This window comes from Burkholderia sp. AU6039, assembly GCF_002223365.1.
Taxonomy (GTDB): Bacteria; Pseudomonadota; Gammaproteobacteria; order Burkholderiales; family Burkholderiaceae; genus Burkholderia.
On sequence record NZ_NKFK01000006.1, the window covers coordinates 86,903 to 111,862 of the forward strand.

A 24,960-nucleotide genomic window follows, 5' to 3' on the forward strand; every position below is an offset into this window, starting at 1 on the left:
TGAGAGGAAACACATGCTCGACTGGCTGAAAACCAACGCGGCCAAAGCCCGCGAAACCTTGACCATCGAAGTCGCCAAATTCAAGAACCGGACGTTCATGGAGGCAACCGCCAATGCTTGCGCGCTGATCTCCGCCGCGGATGGCGAGATCAAATCCGAAGAGAAGCTGAAGATGGTCGGCTTCATCAACAATTCCCCGGAATTGAAGGTCTTCAACCTGAGCGACGTGATCGCGGTGTTCAACGACGCCTGCGGCAAGTTCGAATTCGATTTCCAGATCGGCCAGGCCGAGGCGCTGAAGGCGATCGGCAAGATCAAGGGCAAGGATGGCGAAGCACGCTTGCTGGTGCGCGTGGCCTGTGCCATTGGCGCATCCGACGGTCATTTCGACGACAAGGAAAAAGCGGCTTGCCGCCTGATTTGCCTCGAGCTCGGCTTGAACCCGGTTGACTTCGAACTGTAGGAAACCGAAACGTGGAAACGACACACATTGGCTTCCCGCCGTTGACCATGGCGGTATTCATCGGCCTGGCGCTGGCCGCCCTGGTGCTGGACATGGTGACCCACCGCGACGACAAGCCGATCACCCTCGCCCGGGCATCCATCTGGTCGGTATTCTGGGTGGCCATCTCCGTTGCATTCGCCGGCTTCCTGTACGTGCAACACGGCGCGGAAGTGGCCAGCCTGTTCCTGACCGGTTATGCGCTGGAGAAGGTCCTCTCCGTCGACAACCTGTTCGTCTTCATGGCGATCTTCGCGTGGTTCAAGGTCCCGGACGGCATGCGTCACCGCATCCTGCACTGGGGCATCATCGGGGCCATCGTCTTCCGTGGGGTCTTTGTCGTCATCGGTACCGGCCTGCTGGCATTCGGCCCATGGGTCGAGATCGCCTTCGCGCTGATCGTGGCGTGGACCGCCGTCATGATGCTCAAGGGCGGTGACGACGATGACGAGGAGAAGGATTACTCGCAGCATCTTGCTTGCCGCTTCGCGAAAAAGCTCTTCCCCGTATGGCCCAGGCTGCACGGCCACAAATTTTTCGTGAGCCGCAAGCAGCTCGAGGCGGAAGCACGGACGGCCGAGCGGGACATGAGCCTGGCGGCCAAAGGCGGCCTGTTCGCTACGCCGCTGTTCCTCTGCCTGGTCGTGATCGAAGTGTCCGACGTCCTGTTCGCGTTCGACTCGGTCCCCGCGGTCATCGCAGTCAGCCGTGAACCGCTGATCGTCTACTCGGCGATGCTGTTCGCCATTCTTGGCCTTCGCACGCTGTATTTCGTGCTGGAAGCGCTGAAGCGCTACGTGGTGCATCTGGAAAAGGCCGTGGTCGTCTTGCTGTTCTTCATCGCGGCGAAGCTGGGCCTGAACGCGACCGACCATCTGTTCCACCACGGTATCAGCATCTCCCCGAACACCAGCCTGCTCATCGTCATGGCGGTCCTGGCAATCGGAATCCTGGCCAGCGTGATCTTCCCGAACAAGGAAGACGCGCAAGCCGAAAATCAGTAACCCGTCACAACCCAAAGGAGCTGTTTTTCATGGCACTGACTCTTCAAAAAGGCGGCAACCTCTCCCTGTCCAAAGCCGACCCGAGCCTGACCCGAATCCTGGTTGGCCTGGGCTGGGACCCGCGCGCGACCGATGGCGCCGAGTTCGATCTGGACGCCAGCGCGTTCCTGCTGGGGGCCAACGGCAAAGTCCGCGGTGAAGCCGACTTCATCTTCTACAACCAATTGCGCAGCCAGGACGGCTCCGTCGAGCATACCGGCGACAACCGTACCGGCGCGGGCGACGGCGATGACGAAGTCATCAAGGTCGACCTGAGCCGCGTTCCGGCCGACATCGACAAGATCGCCTTCACGGTCACCATCCACGACGCGGAAGCGCGCAAGCAGAACTTCGGCCAGGTCAGCAATTCGTTCATCCGCGTCGTGAACGAGACCTCCGGCGCCGAGGTGGTCCGCTACGACCTGGCGGAAGACGCCTCCACCGAAACCGCGATGATCTTCGCGGAGTTGTACCGCAGCAGCGGCGAATGGAAATTCCGCGCCGTTGGCCAAGGCTACGCCGGCGGCCTGCGTGCCCTGGCCAACGGCTACGGCATGAACTTCTGAACGGTCTCCTCACCTGAACAAGGAATCACACCATGGCTGTCAGTCTGTCCAAAGGCGGTAACGTCTCCCTGTCGAAAGAGGCCCCGGGCCTGAGCGAAATCGTCGTCGGCCTGGGCTGGGACCCGCGCGTCACCGACGGCACCGAGTTCGACCTCGACGCCTCGATCTTCGTCACCGGTGAAAACGGCAAAGTCCTGAACGACGCCAGCTTCATCTTCTACAACAACAAGAAGTCCGCCGACGGTTCCATCGAGCACCTGGGCGACAACCGTTCCGGCCAGGGCGATGGCGACGACGAGCAGGTCAACGTGAAGCTGGCCGGTCTGGCGGCCGACGTGAAGAAGCTGGTCTTCGCCGTCACGATTCACGACGCAGAAGCCCGCAAGCAGTCATTCGGCCAAGTGAGCAACGCCTATATCCGCGTCGTCAACAAGGCCGACAGCAAGGAAATCGCCCGCTACGACCTGTCCGAAGACGCATCCACCGAAACCGCCATGATCTTCGGCGAGCTGTATCGCCACAACGACGAGTTCAAGTTCAAGGCGATCGGACAAGGTTTCACGGGTGGCCTGAAGCCTCTGGCAGAAGCTCACGGGGTGAGCATCGGTTAATCCGAAAGGCTGGAAAATCTCCAGCCTGGCCGATCGCGCCGTTCAGTTCGTCACTGAACGGCGCGATCCACGCATGAGGCCGGTCGACATGCGTGAAGGCCAACGAGGCACGCCACGCTCACCGGAACACGTTCACCGCCTCCACCAGCCGCGACGCCTGCTGCTTCAGGCTCTCCGACGCCGCCGTGCTCTGCTCGACCAGCGCCGCGTTCTGCTGCGTGATGTTGTCCAGGTGCACGACCGCATGGTCGACCTGCGCAACCCCCGTGCTCTGCTCCGCCGTCGATGAGCTGATCTCCGCGATCAGGTCCGACACGCGCTTCACCTGCGTCACGATGTCCTCCATCGTCTTGCCCGCGCCATCGACGATCCGTGCGCCCGATTCGACCCGATCGACACTCGCGCCGATCAGTGTCTTGATCTCCTTCGCCGCGTTCGCACTGCGCTGCGCGAGTGCCCGCACTTCACCCGCGACCACCGCGAAACCACGCCCCTGATCGCCGGCCCGCGCCGCCTCCACCGCCGCGTTCAGCGCAAGGATGTTGGTCTGGAACGCGATGCCGTCGATCACGCCGATGATGTCCGAGATCTTGCGCGAGCTGGCCGTGATGTCGTTCATCGTCGCGACCACCTCGCTCACCGCCTGCCCGCCGCGCCCCGCCGCTTCGCTCGCGGACACCGACAGCTGGTTCGCCTGCAGCGCCGTCTCCGCATTGCTCGACACGGTCGCCGTCATCTCGGCCATCGACGCCGCCGTCTGCTGCACGCTCGTCGACGCCTGCTCGGTGCGCGCGCTCAGGTCGTTGTTGCCCTGCGCGATCTCGTTGCTCGCGCGCTGCACGTTCAGCACCTGCTCGCTGACGTCGTCGACGAGCCAGCGGAACATCAGCCCGAGCTGGTTGATCGTGCGCAGCGTCATGCCGATCTCGTCGACACGGTTCATCCGCACGCCGCTGCGGCTTTCGCCGGTCGCCACGCGCAGCGCCTCGTCGCGCAACTGCATGAGCGGGCGCGCAATCTGCGCATCGAGCCACAGCCCCGCGGCCGCCGCAGCGCCGGCCGTCACCGCCGCGAACGCGGCGAGCCCGCCGCCGGCCAGCCCGCACGCCCAGCCGCCGGCCACCACGACCGGCGCGAGCACGCACAGCGACGCATGGAGCCGCGCACGCACCGACATCGTCTGGAACAGCGACGTGAATCCGACCACGCCCTTGCGGACGATCAGCCCCTTGTGAAAATGCCGGTTGCCGGCGTGCCCTCCACGGAATTCCTTGTAGAGCGCCTCCGCGGCCGCGATCTCGTCGCGCGTCGCCTTCGTGCGCACCGACATGTAGCCCTTCGGCTCGCCGTTGCGCATCACCGGAATCGCATTCGCGCGCACCCAGTAGTGATCGCCGTTCTTGCGGCGGTTCTTCACGAGCGCGGTCCACGGCTCGCCGCCCTTGAGCGTCGCCCACATGTCGGCGAACGCCTCCTTCGGCATGTCCGGATGCCGCACGACGTTGTGCGGCTGGCCTTCGATCTCTTCGGGGGAAAATCCGCTGACCTGGATGAAGGCCGCGTTCGCGTAGGTGATGTAGCTGTTCGCGTCGGTGGTCGACATCAGCGTCGCGTCATCGGGAAAATCGAATTCGCGTTGCGTGACGGGCTGGTTGTTACGCATGTGTGGAGCTCCGGGTAACGGATCTTGCGTCCGCTTGTCGATTGATTCGAGACCCGCGCATTGCGGTCTGTCCGCATGCACGTTGGTCTTACCCCTGCGCTTTCGGCAAATTCCACGAAAACATTATGGTGTATTCGGGTAAATATGCATTAGAAATACATGATCTTGTTTTTACCGAACAATTTGTTTATGGATAAACCAAACACCAGGCCAGGCAACGGTTTGACGGGCATTCGTCTGATCATTAAACGCCATTTAATCAATCGCGATTCAATGTATCAACATAAAATCTCGAATACGAATATTCGTCGATCAGCGCATTTTTGATTGGCTAAAAAATCCCTAACGCGCATTGCGCACGTCAATCATGCTGCATTGATCGGGCGCGCACATCACGTGCGCGCCCCCACGCTCACCGGAACACGTTCACCGCATCCACCAGCCGCGTCGCCTGCTGCTTCAGGCTCTCCGACGCCGCCGTGCTCTGCTCGACCAGCGCCGCGTTCTGCTGCGTGATGTTGTCCAGGTGCACGACCGCCTGGTCGACCTGCGACACGCCCGTGCTCTGCTCGGCCGTCGACGAGCTGATCTCCGCGATCAGGTCCGACACGCGCTTCACCTGCGCGACGATGTCCTCCATCGTCTTGCCCGCCTCGTCCACGCGCCGCGCGCCCGATTCGACGCGCTCGACGCTCGCGCCGATCAGCGTCTTGATCTCCTTCGCCGCGTTCGCGCTGCGCTGCGCGAGCGCCCGCACCTCGCCAGCGACCACCGCGAAGCCGCGCCCCTGCTCGCCCGCGCGTGCCGCTTCCACGGCCGCGTTCAGCGCAAGGATGTTGGTCTGGAACGCGATGCCGTCGATCACGCCGATGATGTCGGCGATCTTGCGCGAGCTGGCCGTGATGTCGCTCATCGTCGTGACGACCTCGCCCACCGCCTGCCCGCCGCGCCCGGCCGCCTCGCTCGCCGACATCGCGAGCCGGTTCGCCTGCAGCGCGGTCTCCGCGTTGCTGTCGACGGTCGCCGTCATCTCGGCCATCGACGCGGCCGTCTCCTGCACGCTCGACGCCGCCTGCTCGGTGCGCGCGCTCAGGTCGTTGTTGCCCTGCGCGATCTCGTTGCTCGCGCGCTGCACGTTGTGCACCTGCTCGCTGACGTCGTCGACGAGCCAGCGGAACATCAGCCCGAGCTGGTTGATCGTGCGCAGCGTCATGCCGATCTCGTCGACACGGTTCATCCGCACGCCGCGCCGGCTTTCGCCGGTCGCGACGTTCAGCGCCTGGTCGTGCAGCCGCTTCAGCGGACGCACGATCTGCGCATCGAGCCACAGGCCGGCCGCCGCCGCCACGCCGACCGTCACGCCGGCAAACGCCGCGAGCCCGCCGCCCGCCAGCCCGCATGCCCAGCCTGCGCCAACGACCGCCGGCGCGAGCACGCACAGCGCCGAGTGCACCCGCGCGCGCACCGACATCGTCTGCGACAGCGACGCGATGCGCAGCAGCCCCGTACGGATCACCAGCCCCTTGTGAAACCGGCGCTGGCCGGCCTTGCCTTCGCGGAACGCGCGATACAGCGCGTCGGCGGCCTCGGACTCGTCGTGCGGCGCCTTCGTCCTCACCGACATGTAGCCTTGCGGTTCGCCGTTGCGCATCACCGGAATCGCGTTCGCACGCACCCAGTAGTGATCGCCGTTCTTGCGGCGGTTCTTCACCAGCGCGGTCCACGGCTCGCCGCGCCGGAGCGTCGCCCACATGTCGGCAAACGCTTCGCGCGGCATGTCCGGGTGGCGCACCGCGTTGTGCGGCTGGCCGACGAGTTCCTCGTTCGTGAAGCCGCTCACCTGCGCGAACGTCGTGTTGGCGTAGGTGATGATGCTGTCTGCGTCGGTCGTCGACATCAGCGTGACGTCGTCGGGAAAATCGAATTCCTGTTGGGTAACGGGCTGGTTATTGCGCATGCAAGGCTCCGAAAAGCGGATCTGACGTCCGCGTCGCGCTGACTTCACGCTCAGTAGCCGAAAAACGGTTTATCGCTTTACGACGGTCTTCATCTTACTGTCGGCATATTGGGGAAAAACCTTACCCTTTGATCGCATAAAATATTCAATTTGGCGAACGCCATGATTTCGATCAAATAATCCGGCAATATTCGCTGCGCGTGTTCATCCGCCTGTCACGCCGCACTGCCCAGCCGGGCCGCACGGCACGCCAACGCCGTCGGCCGTTGCACGCGGCGAAACGATTCCGTCTATCCTGTCCCGTTCAATCGGTATTCGAATTCGATGAAAAAGGCATTGCACGAACTGAATCGGCTGTCCTGGAATACGGCGACAGTCGCGCATAACAGTCATAAAGGCGATCAGGCCGCATTTTTTCGCGCGGGCGGCTCGACGCTCTTCCCGGAAGAATGCGAACTGCTCGGCGACGTCAGCGGGCTGCGGCTCCTGCACCTGCAGTGCAACGCGGGGCAGGACACGCTGAGCCTCGTGCGCGACGGCGCGGACGCGACGGGCGTCGACATCTCCGACGAAGCGATCGCCTTCGCACGGCAACTGTCGGCCGACGCGGGCCTGCCCGCACGCTTCGAGCGCGCCGACGTGCTCGACTGGATGCCCGAGGCCGCGGCGCGCGGCGAACGCTTCGATCGCGTGTTCACGTCGTACGGCGCGATCTGCTGGCTGTCCGACCTGAACGCGTGGGCCCGCGGGATCGCCGCGCTGCTCGCGCCCGGCGGCCGTTTCGCGATGGTCGAGTTCCATCCGTTCGCGCTGTATTTCGACGAACACTGGAAGCCGCACTACGACTATTTCAAAGGCGATGCGACCGAGGAGCCGGCAGGTGTCGGCGATTACGTGGCCGCATCCGGCACGGGGCTCGGCGCGCAGCACGACCATCCGGGCGTCGTCGATTTCGCGAACCCGCATCCGAGCTACGAGTTCATGTGGGGCATCGGCGATGTCGTGAACGCGCTCGTATCGGCCGGGCTCGCGATCGACCGCCTGACCGAATATCCGTACGCGAACGGCTGGAAGGGTTTCGACGACATGCGCGAGTTGAACGGCCGCCGGATGGTGCCGCCCGATCACATGCCGCGCCTGCCGCTGATGTATGCGATCGCCGCGCATCGGGAGGCCGCATGACGCGCCGCACCGCCGCCGAACGCGACGCACTGTCCACCCGCCTGCTCACGCGCGACGACGTGCCGCTCGTGTGGACCATCGACCGGCGCGAGATCATCGAGCACCTGTACGTGCTGCGCGACGGCACGCTGCATCTCGTTCCCGACTTTTATGACGTCGCGGGCTGGCCCGACGGCGAAGCCGACCACTACACGCCGATCCTGCTCGACTGCCACGATCGCGGCGGCTGGTGCGTCGGCATGTTCGACGGCGCGCGGCTCGTCGCGGCGGTCATCGTCGACAGCCAGCCGCTCGGCCCGCACGGCGACATGCTGCAGTTGAAGTTCCTGCACGTGAGCCACGACTGGCGCGGCTGCGGGCTCGGCGAGCAGCTTTACCGCGCGGCCCGCGAGCAGGCGCGCGCGATGGGCGCTGCGCGCCTGTATGTGTCCGCGACGCCGTCGCAGAACACGATCGACTTCTACCTGCGGCTCGGCTTCACGGTCAGCACATCGCCCGACCCGGCGCTGTACGCGCTCGAGCCGGAAGACATTCACCTGGAAGGACCGACGGCCTGACGCACCGGCGCGCGGGCAAAGCGTGGAATTTCCCGCTTTGCCACGGCGCTATCGGCCATCGCCGCATCACGGAGAGTGAAATTGCAGAACGAAGCGCAGCCGCAAGCCATGCCGAAGATCCTCGTCAGCATGTGCGTGATCGGTCATCCGGTCCGTTACAACGGCTCGGCCAAGACCGCCGCGCACGAGGCGCTCGAACGGTGGCAGCGCGAAGGGCGTCTCGTGCCCGTCTGCCCCGAACTGGCCGGCGGCTTCAGCGTGCCGCGCCCGCCCGCCGAAATCGCCCACGGCGAATCGGGGCAGCGGGTGCTGGCTGGCGCCGCGCGCATCGTCGACGTGAACGGCACCGACGTGACGGCGCCGTTCGTGTTCGGCGCGCACACCGCGCTGGCCCTCGCGCGCACGCACGATTGCCGCTTCGCGATCCTGGCCGACGGCAGTCCGTCGTGCGGCAGCACGTTCATCTACGACGGAAGCTTCGAGAACCGGCGGCACGCGGGCGCCGGTGTCACCGCGGCGTTGCTGCGCGAGCATGGCATCGAAGTGTTCGCGGACACCGAGATCGACGCGCTCGATGCGCGCCTCAAGCAGTTGTCGCAAGCCGGTTAACGACGATGCGCGGCACGAGAACCTCGTGCCGCGCATCGATTCGGATAGCGCGAAGCGGCGCGTGCGCTGCCGCTTCGCCGTGTGACGCTGGTCAGACGCGCTCGATCGCGATCGCGATGCCCTGGCCGACGCCGATGCACATCGTGCACAGCGCAAAGCGGCCGTTCGTGCGATGCAGCTGATACATCGCGGTCGTCACGAGACGCGCGCCCGACGCGCCGAGCGGATGGCCCAGTGCGATCGCGCCGCCGTTCGGGTTCACGCGCGGATCGTCATCGGCCACGCCGAGCATGCGCAGCACCGCGAGACCTTGCGACGCGAACGCCTCGTTCAGCTCGATCACGTCGAACTGGTCGATCGTCATCCCGAGCCGGGCGAGCAGCTTCTGCGTGGCCGGCGCGGGGCCGATGCCCATCACGCGCGGCGCGACGCCGGCCGTCGCGATACCCAGCACACGAGCGCGCGGCGTCAGGCCGAAGCGCTTCGCGGTTTCCTCGTTCGCGAGCAGCAGCGCGGCGGCGCCGTCATTGACGCCCGACGCGTTGCCGGCCGTCACCGAGCCGTCCGGGCGCACGACGCCCTTCAGCTTCGCCAGTGTTTCGAGCGACGTCTCGCGCGGATGCTCGTCGCGCGACACGACCAGCGGATCGCCCTTCTTCTGCGCAATCGTGACCGCGACGATTTCCTCGGCCAGCGTGCCGTCCTGCTGCGCCCGCGCGGCCTTCTGCTGGCTGCGCAGCGCGAACAGGTCCTGGTCGGCGCGGCTGATGTTGTAGTCGACCGCGACGTTTTCGGCCGTCTCCGGCATCGAATCGACGCCGTGCAGCTGTTTCATCAGCGGATTGATGAAGCGCCAGCCGATCGTCGTATCGTAGATGTCGGCCTGGCGCGCGAACGCGCTCGCGGCCTTGCCCATCACGAACGGCGCGCGCGTCATGCTCTCGACGCCGCCCGCGACCATCAGCGCGGCCTCGCCGGACTTGATCGCCCGCGCGGCCACGCCGACCGCATCCATCCCGGAACCGCACAGGCGGTTGATCGTCGAACCGGGCACGCCCTGCGGCAGCCCTGCGAGCAGCGCCGACATGCGCGCGACGTTGCGGTTGTCCTCGCCGGCCTGGTTCGCGCAGCCGTAGATCACGTCGTCGATCGCCGTCCAGTCGACGTCGCGGTTACGCTCGACGAGCGCCTTGAGCGGCACCGCGCCCAGATCGTCGGCGCGCACGCCGGACAGTGCACCGCCGTAACGCCCGATCGGCGTACGGATCGCATCACACAGAAAAGCTTCGGTCATCAGTGTCTCCGGTCCCAGGACAGGCTGGGGGAATGAACAGGGCGCGCCCCTTGCATTGCCCGCCGGGATGCGCTTAAATGTTCTATATACGAACATAAGATCGTGTATCGAACGTTCAACGCATCATAGGGAGTGCGGGGACGACCTGTCAAGCGCGCGGTCCGCCGCGCGGTTGGCGTGTCAGGCCCCATGCGCTATCTTCTCGGCTGCACGATATTCCAGGCGCTCATGACAACCGAAGACACTCAGACGAAACCCGGCGACTCCTATGTCCAGTCGTTCGCGCGCGGCCTCGCGGTGATCCGCGCATTCGACGCGGCCCGTCCGGAGCAGACGCTCACCGAGGTCGCCTCGGCCACCGGGCTCACGCGCGCGGGCGCGCGCCGGATCCTGCTCACGCTGCAGACGCTCGGCTACGTCGAGGCCGACGGCCGGCTGTTCCGGCTCACGCCGAAGATCCTCGAGCTCGGCTTCGCGTACCTCACGTCGATGCCGTTCTGGAATCTCGCCGATCCCGTGATGGAGCAGCTGTCCGCGCAGATCCACGAAAGCTGCTCGGCGGCCGTGCTCGACCGCACCGAGATCGTCTACGTGCTGCGCGTGCCGACCCGCAAGATCATGACGATCAACCTGTCGATCGGCAGCCGGCTGCCCGCGTACTGCACGTCGATGGGCCGCGTGCTGCTGTCCGCGCTCGACGACGCCGAGCTCGACGAGACGCTCGCGCAAAGCGGCATCCGCGCGCATACGCCGCGCACGATCACCGACCTCGGTGAACTGAAGGCGGCGATCGCGCAGGTGCGCCAGCAGGGCTGGGCGGTGGTCGACCAGGAACTCGAAGTGGGTCTGATGTCGTTGTCCGCGCCGATCCGCAACCGGCGTGGGCAGATCATCGCGGCAATGAACATCAGCGGCAACGCGCAGCGGCATACCGCGAAGCAGATGGTGAAGGAGTTTCTCGGGCCGCTGCAGCAGGCCGCGCAGACGGTGTCGGAGCTGGTGGCGCGGCGGGGGTGAGTACAAGCTGTCACGCTCGGCGACGATGAAGCCGTTGCCGCCCTGCTGGCTCTTCGACATGGGCGGAGCGGCAACGCTGTGGGTATCGTCGTCAACACTGCGCCGGCAGAGAGGGCGCTCCGATGCAGATCGAGGCACTCCGCCAAGCCGACGCGGCCGCCCGTATCGGCGTGCTCCGCTATCTTCGGAGCGGCCTGACGCGAGACTCCAGCATGCGCCGCGTGTTCTCCAACTCTCGTTGCAACAACTCCGCATCCGGTAGCACGGTTCGATAGTTTGCTGCCATGACCTTGGTGGGCAAACCCTCTAGCGCATACCGCGCAAGTGCGTGCCCCTTGTCGGCGCAAAGGATCAGCCCCACCGGCGGGTTCTCGTCAGGAAGCGTCCAATGCGCCTTGGCGTAGTTGCAATACAGGTGCATCTGGCCCACGTCCGCGTGGGTCAGGCTGCCGAGCTTCAAGTCGACGATGACGAGACAGCGCAGCCGACGATGGAAGAACAGCAAGTCCACCCGATACCAGGTCTGGTCGATACGCAACCGGCGCTGACGCCCGACAAAAGCAAACTCCTCGCCGAGCTCGATCAGAAGATCTTCCAGCCGCTCGATCAGCGCAGCTTCGAGGTCGGACTCCGAGTACTCGTCCTTGAGGTCCAGAAACTCCAGCACATAAGGGTCCTTGATCGCGTCGTCGGGCGTGACGGTGTCCGCCGGCTTGCGTTTCTCGCCCTTGACCAGCATCGCGACCTTGTCTCGGGACAGCGCCGTGCGTTCGTAGAACTGGCTGCCGACCTGCCTGTCGAGCTGGCGCACGCTCCACCCGCCGCGCAGGGCTTCGGCCTCGTAGAACTGGCGGGCCTGGTCGTCCTTGACCGACAGCAGCCGCACATAGGCCGACCACGGCAGCGTGAAGCACTGTGCCAGTTCGTCGAGCCGCCTCGGGTGGACCGATGCCGGGGAAGATTCGCCAGACACTGTCTGGCGAATTGGCCAGGTCAGAAAGAACGACCGCATCTGCTGCAAGTTCTGGCGACTGAACCCGCGCCCGAACCGCCCGGTAAGATCGTTCGCGAGGCGCTCGATCAACTGCTCGCCATATCCTGCGCGCCGCCTTCCCTGCTGCTCAGCCTCGACGATACGGCGACCAATTTCCCAATAACTCGCCGTCATCAGCGCATTGACCTTGCGGGCCGCCGCATGGCGTGCGGCCTCGAGCAATTCGACGATGCCACTATGGACGCCGGTATAGCCGGCCGGCACGACAGATCTTTTCGCGGTTGTCATGGAAAGCGTCCTGTTGCCCATGCGATCCCCTCCGCGGAACACGGAGATGACCGAGCATCACAATTTAGTGACGGGACAAGACTCGGTCTATCTGACACGAACGAAAATACGCTGCACCTATATGCGAAGCAGACGGTGAAGGAATTTCTCGGGTGGCTGCAGCAGGCCGCGCAGACGGTGTCGGAGCTGGTGGCGCGGCGGGGGTGAACAACGGGCCGGCATGAGGTGCGGCTTCCCGAATAACCGGGGCAACGACGCATCCGGCTCGATTGTCGTATCAGCGATACGACAATCGAGCAAAAAAACGGGCAGCCCAGGGCTGCCCGTATCAACTCCACTTGGTTACAACGTTCTTCTCACGGAACACGGAGCGAACTCCGCGCCGCACAATTTAGTGACGCACCGAAACGCGGTCAACTTGACAAGAACGAAATTGCGTCGCACACCGGCAGGACACAGCGCCGCTCACGCGCCGAGCAACATCCCCTTGCGCACCGGCACCGTGCCCGTCACACGGCCGAGCGGCGCACCCGCCGTGACGAACCGAATCGCGCGACGCATGTAGAACACGCCGTCGGTGCCGCTCGAAATCGTCGTGATCGCGTCCGTCAGCGGATCGACGATATCGAACAGCGGATCGCCGGCGCGGATCGTCGCGCCGATCGCCGCGCGGTGCACGAGTATCCCGCTCACCGGCGCATGGAACTGCTCGCTGCCGGCCAGCGGCGTGGCCGGCGCGGCGAGCGGCGGTAGCGGCCTGGGTTCGCCCTGCACCGCGCCGCGCCACACGAGATAGTCGACGAGCGCATCGGCATCGCGTTCCGCATAGTCGTACGTCACGTCGCGCTGGCCGCGGCACTCGACCGTCACGGCCACGGTGCCGGCCGCCATCGGCGTGCCCGCCGGCAAGTGCTGCCGCAATTGCGACCACAGCAGGTGATGCGCATCGTCGAACGCGTGCCCGCCCGAATCCTCGGCGAGCAGCGACACCTCCGAGCCGAGATAACGCGCGAGCGGCTCGACTTCCGGCCAGGCGGTATCGCTCGTGTACACGTGCATCACCGCTTCGAGCGAACAATGCAGGTCGATCACCACCTCGGCATCGAGCGACAGCTTCAGCAGCGCGAGCTGCAGCGCATCGAACTCCGTGCGCGGCGCGATCTCGTCGAGCGCCGCGCCGACGCACTCGCGCACGATCGCGCGATTGCGCTCGCCGTCGTCGCCGAGCCGGTCGCGCGCACGCGCGGCGATCTCCGCGAGCGGCAGGAAGCCGCGATTGAAGTTGCGGCCGCTCGCGAGATCGAAACGGCCGATGAACTGCCCGAGCAGATGATGATTGAGGCCAACCGGGTTCGCCACCGGCACGAGCACGATCTCGGCCGCGAGCCGGCCGTCGGCATCGAGCTGCGCGAGACGCTGCTTCAGCACGAACGCCGCGAGCATCGCGGGCGTCTCGTCCGCGTGCAGCGCGGCCTGCAGGTAGATCTTGCGGCCGGTGTCGGCCGGCCCGAAATGAAAGCTCGTCAGCGTGCGCTGCGTGCCGATCGACGGCGACAGGAGCGGCGTGGTGCGAATCTGCATCGATGGTCTCGAACGAAATGAAAACGAAGAAGCCGGTGAAACGTCGAGGTGACTCGGCGCTCAGTCGCCGTATGGGTTGAAGTCGAAATACTTCCTGGCAATCCGGTCGTACGTGCCGTCCTTCAGCATCGACGCGATCGCGCCGTCGATCGATGCCTTGAGCGCCGTATCCGACTGGCGCATGCCGATGCCGACGCCGCGATCGCCCATGTCGAGCGGTGCGCCGACGAACGCGAAGCCCTTGCCCTTCGGCGTGCGCAGGAAGCCGTAGTCGGCTTCCACGGTGCCGAGCAACGCCGCGTCGAGGCGGCCGTTGACGAGATCGGCGAACACGTCGTCCTGGCTCTTGTACGGCATCACGCTGACACCGGCCGGCGCCCAGTGCGCGAGCGCCCACGATTCGAACTGCGTGCCCGACTGCACGCCGACGCGCTTGCCCGCAAGCGACGCGGTCGTGCTGTCGACGCCGCTGCCGGGCCGCGCGACGAGCCGCGACTTGAAGCGGAACAGCTTCGACGAGAACAGGATCTGCTTCTCGCGCTTCTCGGTGATCGCCATCGACGACAGGATCGCGTCGATCTTGCGCGCCTGCAGCGCGGGAATCATCCCGGAGAATTCGAGCTCGACCCACTGGCAGCGCAACTGCGCGCGGCGGCAGATCTCGTTGCCGAGATCGACGTCGAAGCCCTTCAGGCTGCCGTCGGGCGCCTTCGAATCCATCGGCGGATAGGTGGGATCGATGCCGAGGCGCACGGGGCGCGCATCGAGTGCGTGCGCGGAACCGGCCGCGAGCGCAAGGCATAGAGAAACGAGCGGCAGGAAGGGACGTTTCATGGTCGACGAAGGCGGGACGATGGGCAAACGGCACGAGCCGGACTGCCTGCGATCGTAGTGCGCACGCGCCGCCGCCGGAATCGCCCACTGCCTTATCATGATCACTTTTCCCGATCACCGGCCCCGCGCTTGCCCATGGCGTTCACGCTCTCCCAGCTCCGCATCTTCCAGGCCGTCGTCGAGCACGGCAGCCTGCGCGCGGCCGCACGCGCGCTCGACCTCGCGCAGAGCGGTGTCACGCAGCAACTGCAGAGCCTCGAGGCGACGCTCGGCGCGACGCTGTTCACGCGCACCAATCGCGGGATCGTGCCGACGGCCGTCGGCCAGCGGCTGCTCGCGCGCTCCGGGTCGATCCTCGGCGAATGCGAGCAGGTCGAGCGGGAAATCCGGCAACTGAGCGGCGCGTACGAAGGCACCGTCACGCTCGGCCTCGTGGCCGAACCGCTGATCGATGCGTTCGCGCCGGTGCTGAGCGCGTTCCGTGCGCGCTTCGACAAGGTCGACGTGCACCTGCGTACCGGCACGTCGCGGATGATGATCGGCTGGCTGCGGGAAAGCGCGGTCGATTTCGCGATCGCGCTCGTCGCGAAGCAAACCGACACGACCGATCTCGCGGTCACGCCGCTGCGTGCTTCCGCGCCGGTGGTCGTGTGCCGCAACGGGCATCCGGCGATGCATGCGCAATCGCTCGCCGAACTGGCCGACTACGCATGGGTGTCGACGCGCTCGCCGAACCTGAGCGCGGACCCCGTCGTCAACCGGCTGCTCGCGTACTTCGACGTGCATGGCCTGCCGCCGCCGAAGATCCTCGCCACCGTCGAAGGGATGTTCGAGACGTTGCAGCTCGTCACGCAGACCGATTGCCTGTCGCTCGAAACCGAAGCCGTGACGCGGCACGGGCCGTTCGCCGGCGCGCTCGCGAAAGTGCCCGTGCGCGAACAGGCCGAATCGCAGGACATCTGCCTGCTGCAGCGCGCGGCCGTGCCGCTGACGCCGGCCGCGCAGGAACTCGCGACGATGCTCGCGTCGTACCTGAGGGTGGTGCGCGGGCGGTAAGCGCGTATTGCGGGTTGCCGCTCGCCGCCCGTCATGCTGTGCTACGACGCGTATCAGTCGATCGAATCCCGCGCCGTCTCGCGCAGCATCGCCACCGCGATCAACGACAGCACCACACACGCGGCCACGTAACCGGCCGGCGCGAGCTTGCTGCCGGTCGTCTTCACGAGCCAGGTCGCGATCAGCTGCGCGGTGCCGCCGAAGATCGTCACCGCGAGCGCATACGCGATCGAGATGCCGGTCGCGCGCACGTGGCGCGGCAACGACTCGCACATCAGCGCCATTTCCGACGCCGAGCCGAGCGAATAGAACAGCAGCATCAGCGCGGTCAGCGGCAGGATCACCGACAGCGTCGGGTGATGATTCATCAGCCAGAACGCCGGGAACAGCAAGGCGACCAGCACGCCGCGGCCGACGAAGATCGGCAGGCGCCGGCTGCCGAGCCGGTCCGACAGCCAGCCGAACAGCGGGCACGTGACCAGCATCACGCAGCCCGATGCGACGCCGACGAACATCGACAGCTTCATCGGCAGGCCGAGCGTGTGGATCGCATAGGTCGGCATGTAGAACGTCAGGATGTAGGTCGACACCGTGCCGCCCATCACCGTGAGCATCAGCAGCAGCACCGTGCGCGTGTGCTTCGAGAACAGCTCGTGCAGCACGCCGCGTTCGATGCCGTGATGGCTGTCGCCGGGCGCATCGTCGGCGAGCCGGCGGCGCAAGAACATCCCGACCGGCGCGATCAGCACGCCGACGAGAAACGGCAAGCGCCAGCCCCAGCCTTCCAGCGCATCCTTCGTCATCGTGTTCGACAGCAGCGCCGCGAAGCCCGAGCCCATCAGCGCGGCGCCACCCTGCGTCGCGAGCTGCCAGCTCGCGCGGAACGCGCGGCGCGACGTGCCGCCCTGTTCGAGCAGCGTCGACGTCGCCGCGCCGAATTCGCCGCCCTGCGAGAAGCCCTGCATCAGCCGCGCGAACACGACCAGCAGCGGCGCGGCCACGCCGACCTGCGCATACGTCGGCGCGATCGCGATCAGGCCCGTGCCGAGCGCCATCAGCATGATCGTCAGGTTCAGCGCCGCCTTGCGCCCCTTGCGGTCCGCATAGACGCCGAGCACGACGCTACCGAGCGGCCGCGTGAAGAAGCCGGCCGCGAACGTCGCGACCGACAGCAGCAGCGACGTGGTCGGGTCGCTCGACGGGAAGAACAGCTTGCCGATCAGCACCGCGAAGAAGCCGTACACGGTGAAATCGAAGAATTCCAGCCAGTTGCCGATCACGGCCGCGGCAATCGCACCGCGCCGCGTGACGGCCGGTGCGCCTGGCGCGGGACTGACTTCGGCCGCCCCCGTCGATGCGTGGTGCAGCGCGAGATGATCTTTCTGCATCGCTATCCTCTCCTGTCAATGCGCCGGAAGCGCCGGCCGCTCGCGCCGCCGCCGGCATCACTGCCCCAGGTAACGCTCCACGAGACGCGTCCAGTACGCCGCGCCGATCGGCAGGTTGCGATCGTTGAAGTCGTATTTCGGGTTGTGCACCATGCAGCCGTCCTCGCCTTCGCCGTTGCCGAGCCGCACGAACGAACCCGGCCGCTGCTGCAGCATGAACGCGAAATCCTCGCTGCCCATCAGCAGGTCGGTCTGCTCGACCACGTGCGCGTCGCCGACGAGTTCGCGCGCGACCTGCGCGGCGAAATCCGTTTCGGCATCCGTATTGACGACGACCGGATAGCCTTCGATGTATTCCACGTGCGCGGTTGCGCCGTAGCTTGCGGCCTGCGTTTCGGCCAGCTCCGTGATGCGGCGCTTGAGCAGCGCGCGCACGTCGGGGCTGAACGAGCGCACGCTGAGTTCGAGACGCGCGCCGTTCGGGATCACGTTGTTCGCGGTGCCCGCGTGCATCGAGCCGACCGTGACGACCGCCGGTTGCGACGGATCGACGTTGCGCGCGACGATCGTCTGCAGCGCCATCACGATGCTCGCCGCGACGACCACCGGGTCGACCGTCAGGTGCGGCCGGGCCGCGTGGCCGCCGACGCCTTCGATCGTGATGATCGCCTTGTCGCCGGCCGACATGAACGGGCCGCGCCGCGTCAGGAACACGCCCGGTGCCGCGCCCGGATGGTTGTGCATGCCGAACACCGCGTCGCACGGGAAGCGCTCGAACAGGCCATCGTCGATCATCTTCTTCGCGCCGCTGTCGACGCCATGCTCTTCCGCCGGCTGGAAATACAGGTGCACGGTGCCGGAGAAGTTGCGGGTCTTCGCGAGGTGCTGCGCGGCGCCGAGCAGCATCGTCGTGTGGCCGTCGTGGCCGCACGCATGCATCTTGCCGTGCGTGCCGCTCGCGTAGGGCAGCCCCGTCGCCTCGATGATCGGCAGCGCGTCCATGTCGGCGCGAATGCCGATGCTGCGCGTGCCGTCGCCCACGCGCAGCGTGCCGACCACGCCCGTCTTGCCGACCCCGCGCGTCACCTGCCAGCCCCACTGTTCGAGCTTCTCGGCGACGAGCGCGGCCGTGTCGTGCTCCTCGTACGCGAGCTCGGGGTGGTGATGGATGTGGTGACGGATCTCGCGCAACCCGCGGGCGGCGGGCAACAGATCCTCGACTTCGGTGAATCGGGTATCGGTGGGCATCAAGGGGCTCCTGCTGTTTGTCTGCGCACGCAACGAGGGCGTGCGGGAAAGCGAGCCACTATAGCCAGCCGATATCGGTTCAATAAGATGCGGAATTTTTCACCGCGATAAGGTTTTTTAATCAGGGTTAATACGGACGATACGCGACCCATTGATTTTCGAGACGAACGGTCTATTATTTCCGCCATGGACGCTCGAATCGATCCGCCTCGCCGCCGCGGCAGGCCACCCAAGCAGCACGACGACCTCGTCGCCACGCGTGACATGCTGTTGCGCACCGGGCTCGAGATCCTCACCGAAAAGGGCTTCTCGGCCACCGGGCTCGACGAGATCCTCGGGCGCGCCGGCGTGCCGAAGGGCTCCTTCTATCACTACTTCGACAGCAAGGAAGCGTTCGGCCTCGAACTGATCGACCGTTACGCCGACTTCTTCGCGCGCAAGCTCGACCGCCATTTCAGCGACCCGGCACGCTCGCCGCTGCAGCGCGTACGCGCGTTCGTCGACGACGCCCGCGACGGCATGGCCCGCTATGCGTACAGCCGCGGCTGCCTGATCGGTAACCTCGGGCAGGAAATGGGCACGCTGCCGGAAAGCTTCCGCGAACGCCTGCGCACCACGTTCGAGGACTGGCAACGCCGCCTCGCCGAATGCCTGGCCGCCGCGCAGCAAGCCGGTGAACTGGCCGGCTCGGCCGATCCCGCCGAGCTGGCCGCATTCTTCTGGATCGGCTGGGAAGGCGCCGTGCTGCGCGCGAAGCTGGAGCGCAGCGACAAACCACTGACCCTGTTCGCGCAGTTTTTCTTCAATGGACTGCCGCGCCGCTGAATTTTTTTGCCATTAACTAGACAATCGGTCTAGAAAGGAGGACACATGTTTCAAGGCATCGTGATCGACAGGCATGAAACCGGCCAGCAGGCCCGGCTCCAGACGCTGGACGACGCGCAGTTGCCCGCCGGCAACGTGACGGTGCGCGTGGGCTATTCGACGCTGAACTACAAGGACGGGCTGGCAATCACCGGCAAGAGCCCGGTGGTCCGCAAGTTCCCGATGGTGCCCGGCATCGATCTGGTCGGCGAAGTCGAAGCGAGCACGCACCCGGACTATCGCCCCGGCGATCAGGTCGTGCTCAATGGCTGGGGCGTCGGCGAAACGCATTGGGGTGGCCTCGCGCAGAAGGCCCGCGTCGACGGTGACTGGCTGGTGCCGCTGCCGTCCGCCTTTTCTCCGCAACAGGCGATGGCCATCGGCACGGCGGGCTACACCGCGATGCTGTGCGTGATGGCGCTGGAGCGACACGGCGTGCGCCCGGACGACGGCGAGATCGTGGTGACCGGCGCGGCAGGCGGGGTGGGCAGCGTCGCGACCGCCATCCTCTCCAAGCTGGGATATCGCGTGGTCGCAGTGACGGGCCGCCCCGCCGATGCCGACTACCTGCGGCAGCTCGGCGCGGCGGAGATCCTCGAACGGTCGCAATTCAGCGAGCCCGGCAAGCCGCTGGGCAAGGAGCGCTGGGCCGGCGCAGTCGACGTGGCGGGCAGCCACGTGCTCGCCAACGTGTGCGCGACCACGCGCTACCGCGGCGTCGTGACCGCCTGCGGCCTGGCCGCGGGCTTCGATTTCCCCGCGACGGTCATGCCGTTCATCCTGCGCGGCGTCACGCTCGTCGGGATCGACAGCGTCATGTGCCCGCGCGCCGACCGCCTGGAAGCGTGGCGCCGGCTCGCGTCCGACCTCGACGTCGGGAAGCTGGGCGCGATCAGCCACCAGGTCGGCCTGGGCGACGTCATTCCGCTTGCCGGGGAATTGATCAACGGCAAGGTGCGCGGCCGCGTCGTCGTCGACGTCAACGCGTGACGCCGCTGACGATCACCCGCGCTGCTTCATTCGGACGGCGGCTCGCGCAGCGAGTCCGCCCGCGCCACGTTATCCAGGAGACCTCATGACCGCCGCACACACCGCCCCCATCAGCCGCTTTCCCGTGCCCGCGCTCGAAGACTTGCCCGAGGACATTCGCGAACGCATCGCGACCGTCCAGGAAAAGTCGGGCTTCATCCCGAACGTATTCCTGACGCTGGCACATCGCCCGGACGAGTTTCGCGCGTTCATGGCCTACCACGACGCGCTGATGGACAAGCCGGGCAACCTGAGCAAGGCCGAGCGCGAGATGATCGTCGTGGCCACCAGCAGCGTGAACCAGTGCCAGTACTGCGTGATCGCGCACGGTGCGATCCTGCGCATTCGCGCGAAGGATCCGCTGATCGCCGACCAGGTCGCCACCAACTACCGCAAGGCCGATATCACCGCCCGGCAGAAGGCGATGCTCGACTTCGCGATGAAGGTGTCGCAGGCCGCGCATCAGGTAGGCGAAACGGACTTCGACACGCTCAAGTCGCACGGCTTCGTCGAAGAAGACGTGTGGGACATCATGGCGATCTCGGCTTTCTTCGGCATGTCCAACCGTATCGCGAACGTGACGAACATGCGGCCGAATGCGGAGTTCTACGCGCTGGGGCGCTGAGCGCACGCGACGCTCGGGGACGCGGCGCCCGCGCTCCGCCCCTAGCGACTGCGGTAAACGACGCCCTCGCCCGGCTTCGGCGCCGCATCGGCCGCCTCGTCGAAACGCTCGCGCGCTTGCGCGATCGGCTCCTTGTTTTTCTCCGCCCACCTGACGAGCGCCATGACGGGCTCCAGCAGCGTTGCGCCGAGCGGCGTGAGCGCATAGTCGACGCGCGGCGGAATCGTCGGGAACACCGTCCGCGTGACCAGCCCGTCGCGCTCCAGCCCGCGCAATGACAGCGTCAGCATGCGCTGCGAAATCCCTTCGATCTCGCGTTTCAGCTCGTTGAAGCGCCGCGAACCGTCGTTCAGCGTCGCGATGATGTAGAGGCTCCACTTGTCGCCGATGCGATCGAGGATCTGGCGGGTCGCCTGGCAGCCGTCTTCGCTGGGTCGGGGCATGGTGGCAGGAACATCGATGTAACTGGGGCACAACCCTGTGCGTTCTTGTGGGGCCCGGGCGCGAACCCTAGCATTCCACATGCTTTTCGGTAACTGAGTTATCAAAAGTTACCGGGTTCTCATCTTATCCCGAAAGGAACGCTCATGAGCCGCATCCTGCTGATCACCTCCAGCCCCCGCAGCACCGACAGCCTGTCCACGCGCGTCGCGCACGACCTCGCGCGGCAACTCGCGGCGCGCGACGCAAACAGCACCGTGACGTTGCGCGACCTCTCCACCGATCCGCTGCCGCATATCGACGATGCCTACATCGTCGGCCGCATGCTGCCGCCGGACGCGCGCAACGCGGAGCAAGCGCAGGCCGTCGAGCTGGCGCAAGCGCTGGTCGACGAATTGCGCGCCGCCGACATCGTCGTGATCGGCTCCGCGATGACCAACTTCGGCCCGTCCACGCAGCTGCGCGCGTGGTTCGACCGCGTGATCTGGCCGCAGGTCACGTTTCGCTATGGCGAAAGCGGCGTCGCCGGCACGGTGGAAGGCAAGCAGGTCTATCTGGTCACCGCCAGCGGCGGCATCTTTTCGGAAGGCCCGTATGCGCCGTTCGACTACCAGTCCGGCTATCTGAAGCATCTGCTCGGGTTCATCGGGTTGACCGACATCCGCGAAGTCCGCATGGAAGGCACCGTATTGGGCGGCGATGCGGTGCAAGCGGCCATCGCGAAGGCCGGGCACGACGTGCAGGCGCTGGTGGAACAGGCGGGTTGAGGCAACGGCCGCGCCCGTCGATCGCCGCACGCGGGCGGGCGCCAGCCGACGCCCGCCCTCACGCGCCGGGGCCGAACGGCTGCTTGCCGCTCCCGGCGAGCCAACCCGATGTCAGCGCTCACTCCTGTACGTTCGACGGCAATACGCCGCCCGGCCGCCTCGCGACAGTAAACGGACACGCACACAATCCATCAAAAGCGTGCACTATTAGGGTTTTGCCGTACCGGCGCCCGACGCCTCCGATGTTCGTTTCACGTTCCCCGTTTCACACCGCGAACCTCCCATGACGAATCAGCCTACCCAGACCGGAGCCGACCGGCCCGTCGACATGATCATCTTCGGCGGCGGCGGCGACCTGGCCGCCCGCAAGCTGTTGCCCGCGCTGTACATGGCGCACCTGCACTGCAACCTTCCGCCCGAGACGCGCATCATCGCGGTCGGCCGCCGCGACTGGGGCATCGACGGCTATCGCAAGTTCATGGACGAGCAGTCGCGCCCGTTCATCGACGAAAAGGCGTTCGATCAAGCGGCCTGGAGCCGTTTCCTCGACCTGTTCAAGTACGTGCTGATCGACGTGAACGCACCGGACGACTACCTGCGGCTCGCGGAAGCGGCGCGCGGCGACGCGATCCGCGTGTTCTACCTGTCGACGTCGCCGGAGCTGTTCACCACCATCTGCGACAACCTGTCGGCCGCGCATCTCGTCGACAAGCACTCGCGCGTCGTCCTCGAAAAGCCGCTCGGCCACGATCTCGCGTCCGCGAAGGCGATCAACGATGCGGTCGGCAAGCACTTCGAGGAATCGCAGATCTATCGGATCGACCACTATCTCGGCAAGGAAACCGTGCAGAACCTGATGGTGCTGCGCTTCGGCAACCCGATCTTCGGGCCGCTGTGGCAGGCGCCGAGCATCCGCAGCGTGCAGATCACGGTGGCGGAGACGGTGGGCGTCGGCAGTCGCGCGGGCTTCTACGACCATACCGGCGCGCTGCGCGACATGGTGCAGAACCACCTGTTGCAGCTGCTGTGCATCGTCGCGATGGAGCCGCCGGTGTCGCTCGACCCGGACGCGGTGCGCGACGAGAAGCTGAAGGTGCTGCGCTCGCTGCGGCCGATGGCGGTGGCCGACGTCGCGCGCGACACGGTGCGCGGCCAGTACACGGCCGGCGCGGTCGACGGCCAGCCGGTGAAGGGCTATCTCGAGGAAGACAACGTGCCGGCGGAGAGCCGCGCGGAAACCTTCGTCGCGCTGCGCGCGCACATCAACAACTGGCGCTGGGCGAACGTGCCGTTCTTCCTGCGCACCGGCAAGCGGCTGCAGCGCCGCCAGTCGGAAATCGTGATCGAGTTCGCGGACATGCCGTTCTCGATCATCCCGACCGGCCCGCGCCACTACAGCAACCGTCTCGTGATCCAGCTCCAGCCGGAAGAGTCGATCCAGCTGCAGATGCTCGCGAAGGAACCGGGCAGCGGGATGAACATGGTGCCCGTGAGCCTGAACCTCGACCTGCAGCAGGCGATTCCGGAGCGGCGCGCGGAAGCGTACGAGCGTCTGCTGATCGACGTGATCCGCGGCCGCCTCACGCACTTCATGCGCCGCGACGAGCTCGAAGCCGCGTGGTCGTGGGTCGAGCCGATCCTCGACGGCTGGAAGCAGCTCGGCGACCGGCCGCGCCTGTACACGGCCGGCACGTTCGGGCCCGCGGCTTCGTCGGCGCTGCTCGCGCGCGACGGGATGTCTTGGTCCGAAGAGGCGTAACCGCCACCCGACGGCGTGCCGGAGTACGGCACGCCGGATCGCACGCCAAATCGCACGGGGCGTAACCCGCCCCGTCGTCCCGGCCGCCGCCTAGCGCGGCTCCATCCACGACGCCGCCTTGCGCCGCCCCGGCGCATCGCTGCCGCCGCCGCCCAGCGCCTCGATCAGGTAATCGACGAACGACGCGATCCGCGACGAGATCGCGGTATTGCGGTAGTACACCGCGTGGATCGGCTGCTCGACCTCGAGCGTCTGGCGTGCGAGCACCTGCACGAGCCGGCCCGCCTCGCGATCCTGCGCGGTCATGAAATCCGACAGGCAGACGACCCCCGCGCCATCGAGCGCAAGCTGCCGCAGCGTCTCGCCGCTCGACGAGCGGATGCCCGGCTCGATGCGGCACGGCTCGCCGTCGGTGCCGAGGATCGGCCACACGTTAAGCGATTCAGGCTGCGTGAAGCCGAGCAGCGTGTGCTTGTCGAGATCCTCCACCTTGCGCGGCTGGCCGTGCGCCGCCACATATTCTGGGCTCGCGAGCATGCGGATCCGGCTGGTGCCGATGCGGCGGCTGTGGAGCGTCGAATCCTTCAGCCGGCCGATGCGGAACGCAACGTCGGTGCGCCGCTCCAGCAGGTCGATGATGCCCTCGTTGCTGTTCAGCTCCAGCTCGACTTTCGGGAAGCGTTCGCGGTAGCCGCGCACGAGCGGCACGATCACGTGCAGCATGAACGGCGTCGCCGCGTCCACGCGCAGCCGCCCCGACGGCATCTCGCGCCGCGCGAGCATCTGCTCTTCCGCCGTCTCGACCGATTCGATGATCGCGCGCGCGTCCTGCAGGAACGCGCGCCCTTCCTCGGTCAGTTCGAGCCGGCGCGTGGTCCGGCGCAGCAGCGTGGTCTTCAGCTTCTCCTCGAGCCGCCCGAGCGTGCGGCTCGTCGCCGACACCGTGAGGTCGAGCTGCTGCGCGGCCGCCGTGATCGAACCGGAGTCGACCACGGCGGCAAAGGCCTGGAGTTCGTCGAGTGTAATCTTCATCGCTGCATTCTTGATTTCAAATCAAAACAATTTGGTTTATAGACCTGTTTTTC

The 24,960-nt window shown here is 66.2% G+C and carries 24 protein-coding genes and 1 pseudogene; 15 read left to right on the forward strand and 10 right to left on the reverse strand.

The genetic code is table 11. The annotated features are described in order from the left end of the window. The first annotated feature begins 13 nt into the window (after positions 1-13). From CFB39_RS30680 to CFB39_RS30695, 4 genes are read left to right on the forward strand one after another with little or no spacing between them, the layout of a single operon-like run. The gene (locus CFB39_RS30680; RefSeq protein WP_089428973.1) at positions 14-463 is read left to right on the forward strand and encodes a tellurite resistance TerB family protein; all 450 of its coding nucleotides are present in this window, start codon (positions 14-16) and stop codon (positions 461-463) included. An 11-nt stretch (positions 464-474) separates the two neighbouring features. Beyond that, positions 475-1,506 carry a TerC/Alx family metal homeostasis membrane protein gene (locus tag CFB39_RS30685; protein ID WP_089475760.1) on the forward strand — a complete coding sequence of 344 codons (1,032 nt, stop codon included), beginning with the start codon at positions 475-477 and terminating at the stop codon, positions 1,504-1,506. A gap of 29 nt (positions 1,507-1,535) precedes the next feature. Continuing rightward, positions 1,536-2,111, forward strand: a complete 576-nt coding sequence (locus CFB39_RS30690; RefSeq protein ID WP_089428971.1) for a TerD family protein — start codon at positions 1,536-1,538, stop codon at positions 2,109-2,111. Positions 2,112-2,143: 32 nt separating this feature from the next. Continuing rightward, a complete protein-coding gene (locus CFB39_RS30695) occupies positions 2,144-2,722 on the forward strand; it encodes a TerD family protein (RefSeq protein ID WP_089475761.1) in 579 nt (192 codons plus the stop codon). Positions 2,723-2,840: 118 nt separating this feature from the next. Here CFB39_RS30695 and CFB39_RS30700 read toward each other — a convergent pair whose 3' ends face one another. Then, positions 2,841-4,385, reverse strand: a complete 1,545-nt coding sequence (locus tag CFB39_RS30700) for a PAS domain-containing methyl-accepting chemotaxis protein (protein WP_089475762.1) — start codon at positions 4,383-4,385, stop codon at positions 2,841-2,843. A gap of 412 nt (positions 4,386-4,797) precedes the next feature. Continuing rightward, a complete protein-coding gene (locus CFB39_RS30705; protein WP_089475763.1) occupies positions 4,798-6,342 on the reverse strand; it encodes a PAS domain-containing methyl-accepting chemotaxis protein in 1,545 nt (514 codons plus the stop codon). Positions 6,343-6,666: 324 nt separating this feature from the next. Between CFB39_RS30705 and CFB39_RS30710 the strand changes: the two genes are divergently transcribed. From CFB39_RS30710 to CFB39_RS30720, 3 genes are all read left to right on the forward strand, one after another. Next, complete coding sequence (locus tag CFB39_RS30710; protein ID WP_089475764.1) at positions 6,667-7,524, forward strand: class I SAM-dependent methyltransferase; 858 nt, start codon at positions 6,667-6,669, stop codon at positions 7,522-7,524. Beyond that, on the forward strand, positions 7,521-8,081 hold the full coding sequence (locus tag CFB39_RS30715) for a GNAT family N-acetyltransferase (RefSeq protein ID WP_089475765.1): 561 nt from the start codon (positions 7,521-7,523) through the stop codon (positions 8,079-8,081). Before CFB39_RS30710 ends, CFB39_RS30715 begins: the two co-directional genes overlap by 4 nt. 108 nt (positions 8,082-8,189) lie before the next feature. Then, entirely contained in the window at positions 8,190-8,690 is a 501-nt protein-coding gene (locus CFB39_RS30720; protein ID WP_373452755.1) for a DUF523 domain-containing protein, read from the forward strand. A gap of 91 nt (positions 8,691-8,781) precedes the next feature. On the opposite strand, the gene pcaF is transcribed toward CFB39_RS30720, so the two are convergent. Further along, complete coding sequence (gene pcaF, locus CFB39_RS30725) at positions 8,782-9,984, reverse strand: 3-oxoadipyl-CoA thiolase (RefSeq protein WP_089475767.1); 1,203 nt, start codon at positions 9,982-9,984, stop codon at positions 8,782-8,784. Between the two features lie 228 nt (positions 9,985-10,212). Between pcaF and CFB39_RS30730 the strand changes: the two genes are divergently transcribed. After that, positions 10,213-11,001 (forward strand): IclR family transcriptional regulator, encoded by a 789-nt coding sequence (locus CFB39_RS30730; protein ID WP_039367952.1) that lies wholly within the window; start codon positions 10,213-10,215, stop codon positions 10,999-11,001. Between the two features lie 178 nt (positions 11,002-11,179). On the opposite strand, the gene CFB39_RS30735 is transcribed toward CFB39_RS30730, so the two are convergent. Then, a complete protein-coding gene (locus CFB39_RS30735; RefSeq protein WP_256991491.1) occupies positions 11,180-12,304 on the reverse strand; it encodes a YhcG family protein in 1,125 nt (374 codons plus the stop codon). Between the two features lie 102 nt (positions 12,305-12,406). On the opposite strand from CFB39_RS30735, the pseudogene CFB39_RS41285 reads away from it, so the two are divergent. Then, a pseudogene (locus tag CFB39_RS41285) lies at positions 12,407-12,490 on the forward strand (IclR family transcriptional regulator); the annotation flags it as partial. A gap of 258 nt (positions 12,491-12,748) precedes the next feature. Here CFB39_RS41285 and CFB39_RS30740 read toward each other — a convergent pair. Continuing rightward, on the reverse strand, positions 12,749-13,864 hold the full coding sequence (locus CFB39_RS30740) for a succinylglutamate desuccinylase/aspartoacylase family protein (RefSeq protein ID WP_089475769.1): 1,116 nt from the start codon (positions 13,862-13,864) through the stop codon (positions 12,749-12,751). Positions 13,865-13,924: 60 nt separating this feature from the next. Beyond that, on the reverse strand, positions 13,925-14,698 hold the full coding sequence (locus tag CFB39_RS30745; RefSeq protein WP_089475770.1) for a transporter substrate-binding domain-containing protein: 774 nt from the start codon (positions 14,696-14,698) through the stop codon (positions 13,925-13,927). 135 nt (positions 14,699-14,833) lie between these two features. Between CFB39_RS30745 and CFB39_RS30750 the strand changes: the two genes are divergently transcribed. Next, positions 14,834-15,754, forward strand: coding sequence for a LysR family transcriptional regulator (locus CFB39_RS30750; RefSeq protein WP_089428962.1), 921 nt, complete (start codon positions 14,834-14,836; stop codon positions 15,752-15,754). Positions 15,755-15,807: 53 nt separating this feature from the next. Here CFB39_RS30750 and CFB39_RS30755 read toward each other — a convergent pair whose 3' ends face one another. Together CFB39_RS30755 and CFB39_RS30760 are read right to left on the reverse strand one after the other, a co-directional pair. After that, complete coding sequence (locus CFB39_RS30755; protein WP_089475771.1) at positions 15,808-17,142, reverse strand: MFS transporter; 1,335 nt, start codon at positions 17,140-17,142, stop codon at positions 15,808-15,810. Between the two features lie 57 nt (positions 17,143-17,199). Further along, the gene (locus CFB39_RS30760) at positions 17,200-18,390 is read right to left on the reverse strand and encodes a M20 aminoacylase family protein (RefSeq protein ID WP_089475772.1); all 1,191 of its coding nucleotides are present in this window, start codon (positions 18,388-18,390) and stop codon (positions 17,200-17,202) included. A 186-nt stretch (positions 18,391-18,576) separates the two neighbouring features. Here CFB39_RS30760 and CFB39_RS30765 point away from each other — a divergent pair, with 186 nt between their 5' ends. The 3 genes from CFB39_RS30765 (at position 18,577) to CFB39_RS30775 (ending at position 20,908) form a co-directional block, all read left to right on the forward strand. Further along, entirely contained in the window at positions 18,577-19,215 is a 639-nt protein-coding gene (locus CFB39_RS30765; protein ID WP_089475773.1) for a TetR/AcrR family transcriptional regulator, read from the forward strand. A gap of 45 nt (positions 19,216-19,260) precedes the next feature. Further along, positions 19,261-20,244: an MDR family oxidoreductase gene (locus CFB39_RS30770; RefSeq protein ID WP_089475774.1), complete on the forward strand. Its 984-nt coding sequence runs from the start codon at positions 19,261-19,263 to the stop codon at positions 20,242-20,244. A gap of 85 nt (positions 20,245-20,329) precedes the next feature. Continuing rightward, entirely contained in the window at positions 20,330-20,908 is a 579-nt protein-coding gene (locus CFB39_RS30775) for a peroxidase-related enzyme (RefSeq protein ID WP_089475775.1), read from the forward strand. Between the two features lie 41 nt (positions 20,909-20,949). Here the strand turns inward: CFB39_RS30775 and CFB39_RS30780 are convergent, their stop codons facing one another. Then, a complete protein-coding gene (locus tag CFB39_RS30780) occupies positions 20,950-21,384 on the reverse strand; it encodes a helix-turn-helix domain-containing protein (protein WP_179257763.1) in 435 nt (144 codons plus the stop codon). A gap of 111 nt (positions 21,385-21,495) precedes the next feature. Between CFB39_RS30780 and CFB39_RS30785 the strand changes: the two genes are divergently transcribed. Together CFB39_RS30785 and zwf are read left to right on the forward strand one after the other, a co-directional pair. Then, positions 21,496-22,116 (forward strand): FMN-dependent NADH-azoreductase, encoded by a 621-nt coding sequence (locus tag CFB39_RS30785; protein ID WP_089475777.1) that lies wholly within the window; start codon positions 21,496-21,498, stop codon positions 22,114-22,116. Between the two features lie 283 nt (positions 22,117-22,399). Next, a complete protein-coding gene (zwf, locus tag CFB39_RS30790; RefSeq protein ID WP_089475778.1) occupies positions 22,400-23,875 on the forward strand; it encodes a glucose-6-phosphate dehydrogenase in 1,476 nt (491 codons plus the stop codon). A gap of 90 nt (positions 23,876-23,965) precedes the next feature. Here zwf and CFB39_RS30795 read toward each other — a convergent pair whose 3' ends face one another. Continuing rightward, positions 23,966-24,907, reverse strand: a complete 942-nt coding sequence (locus tag CFB39_RS30795) for a LysR family transcriptional regulator (protein ID WP_089475779.1) — start codon at positions 24,905-24,907, stop codon at positions 23,966-23,968. Positions 24,908-24,960 lie beyond the last annotated feature (53 nt).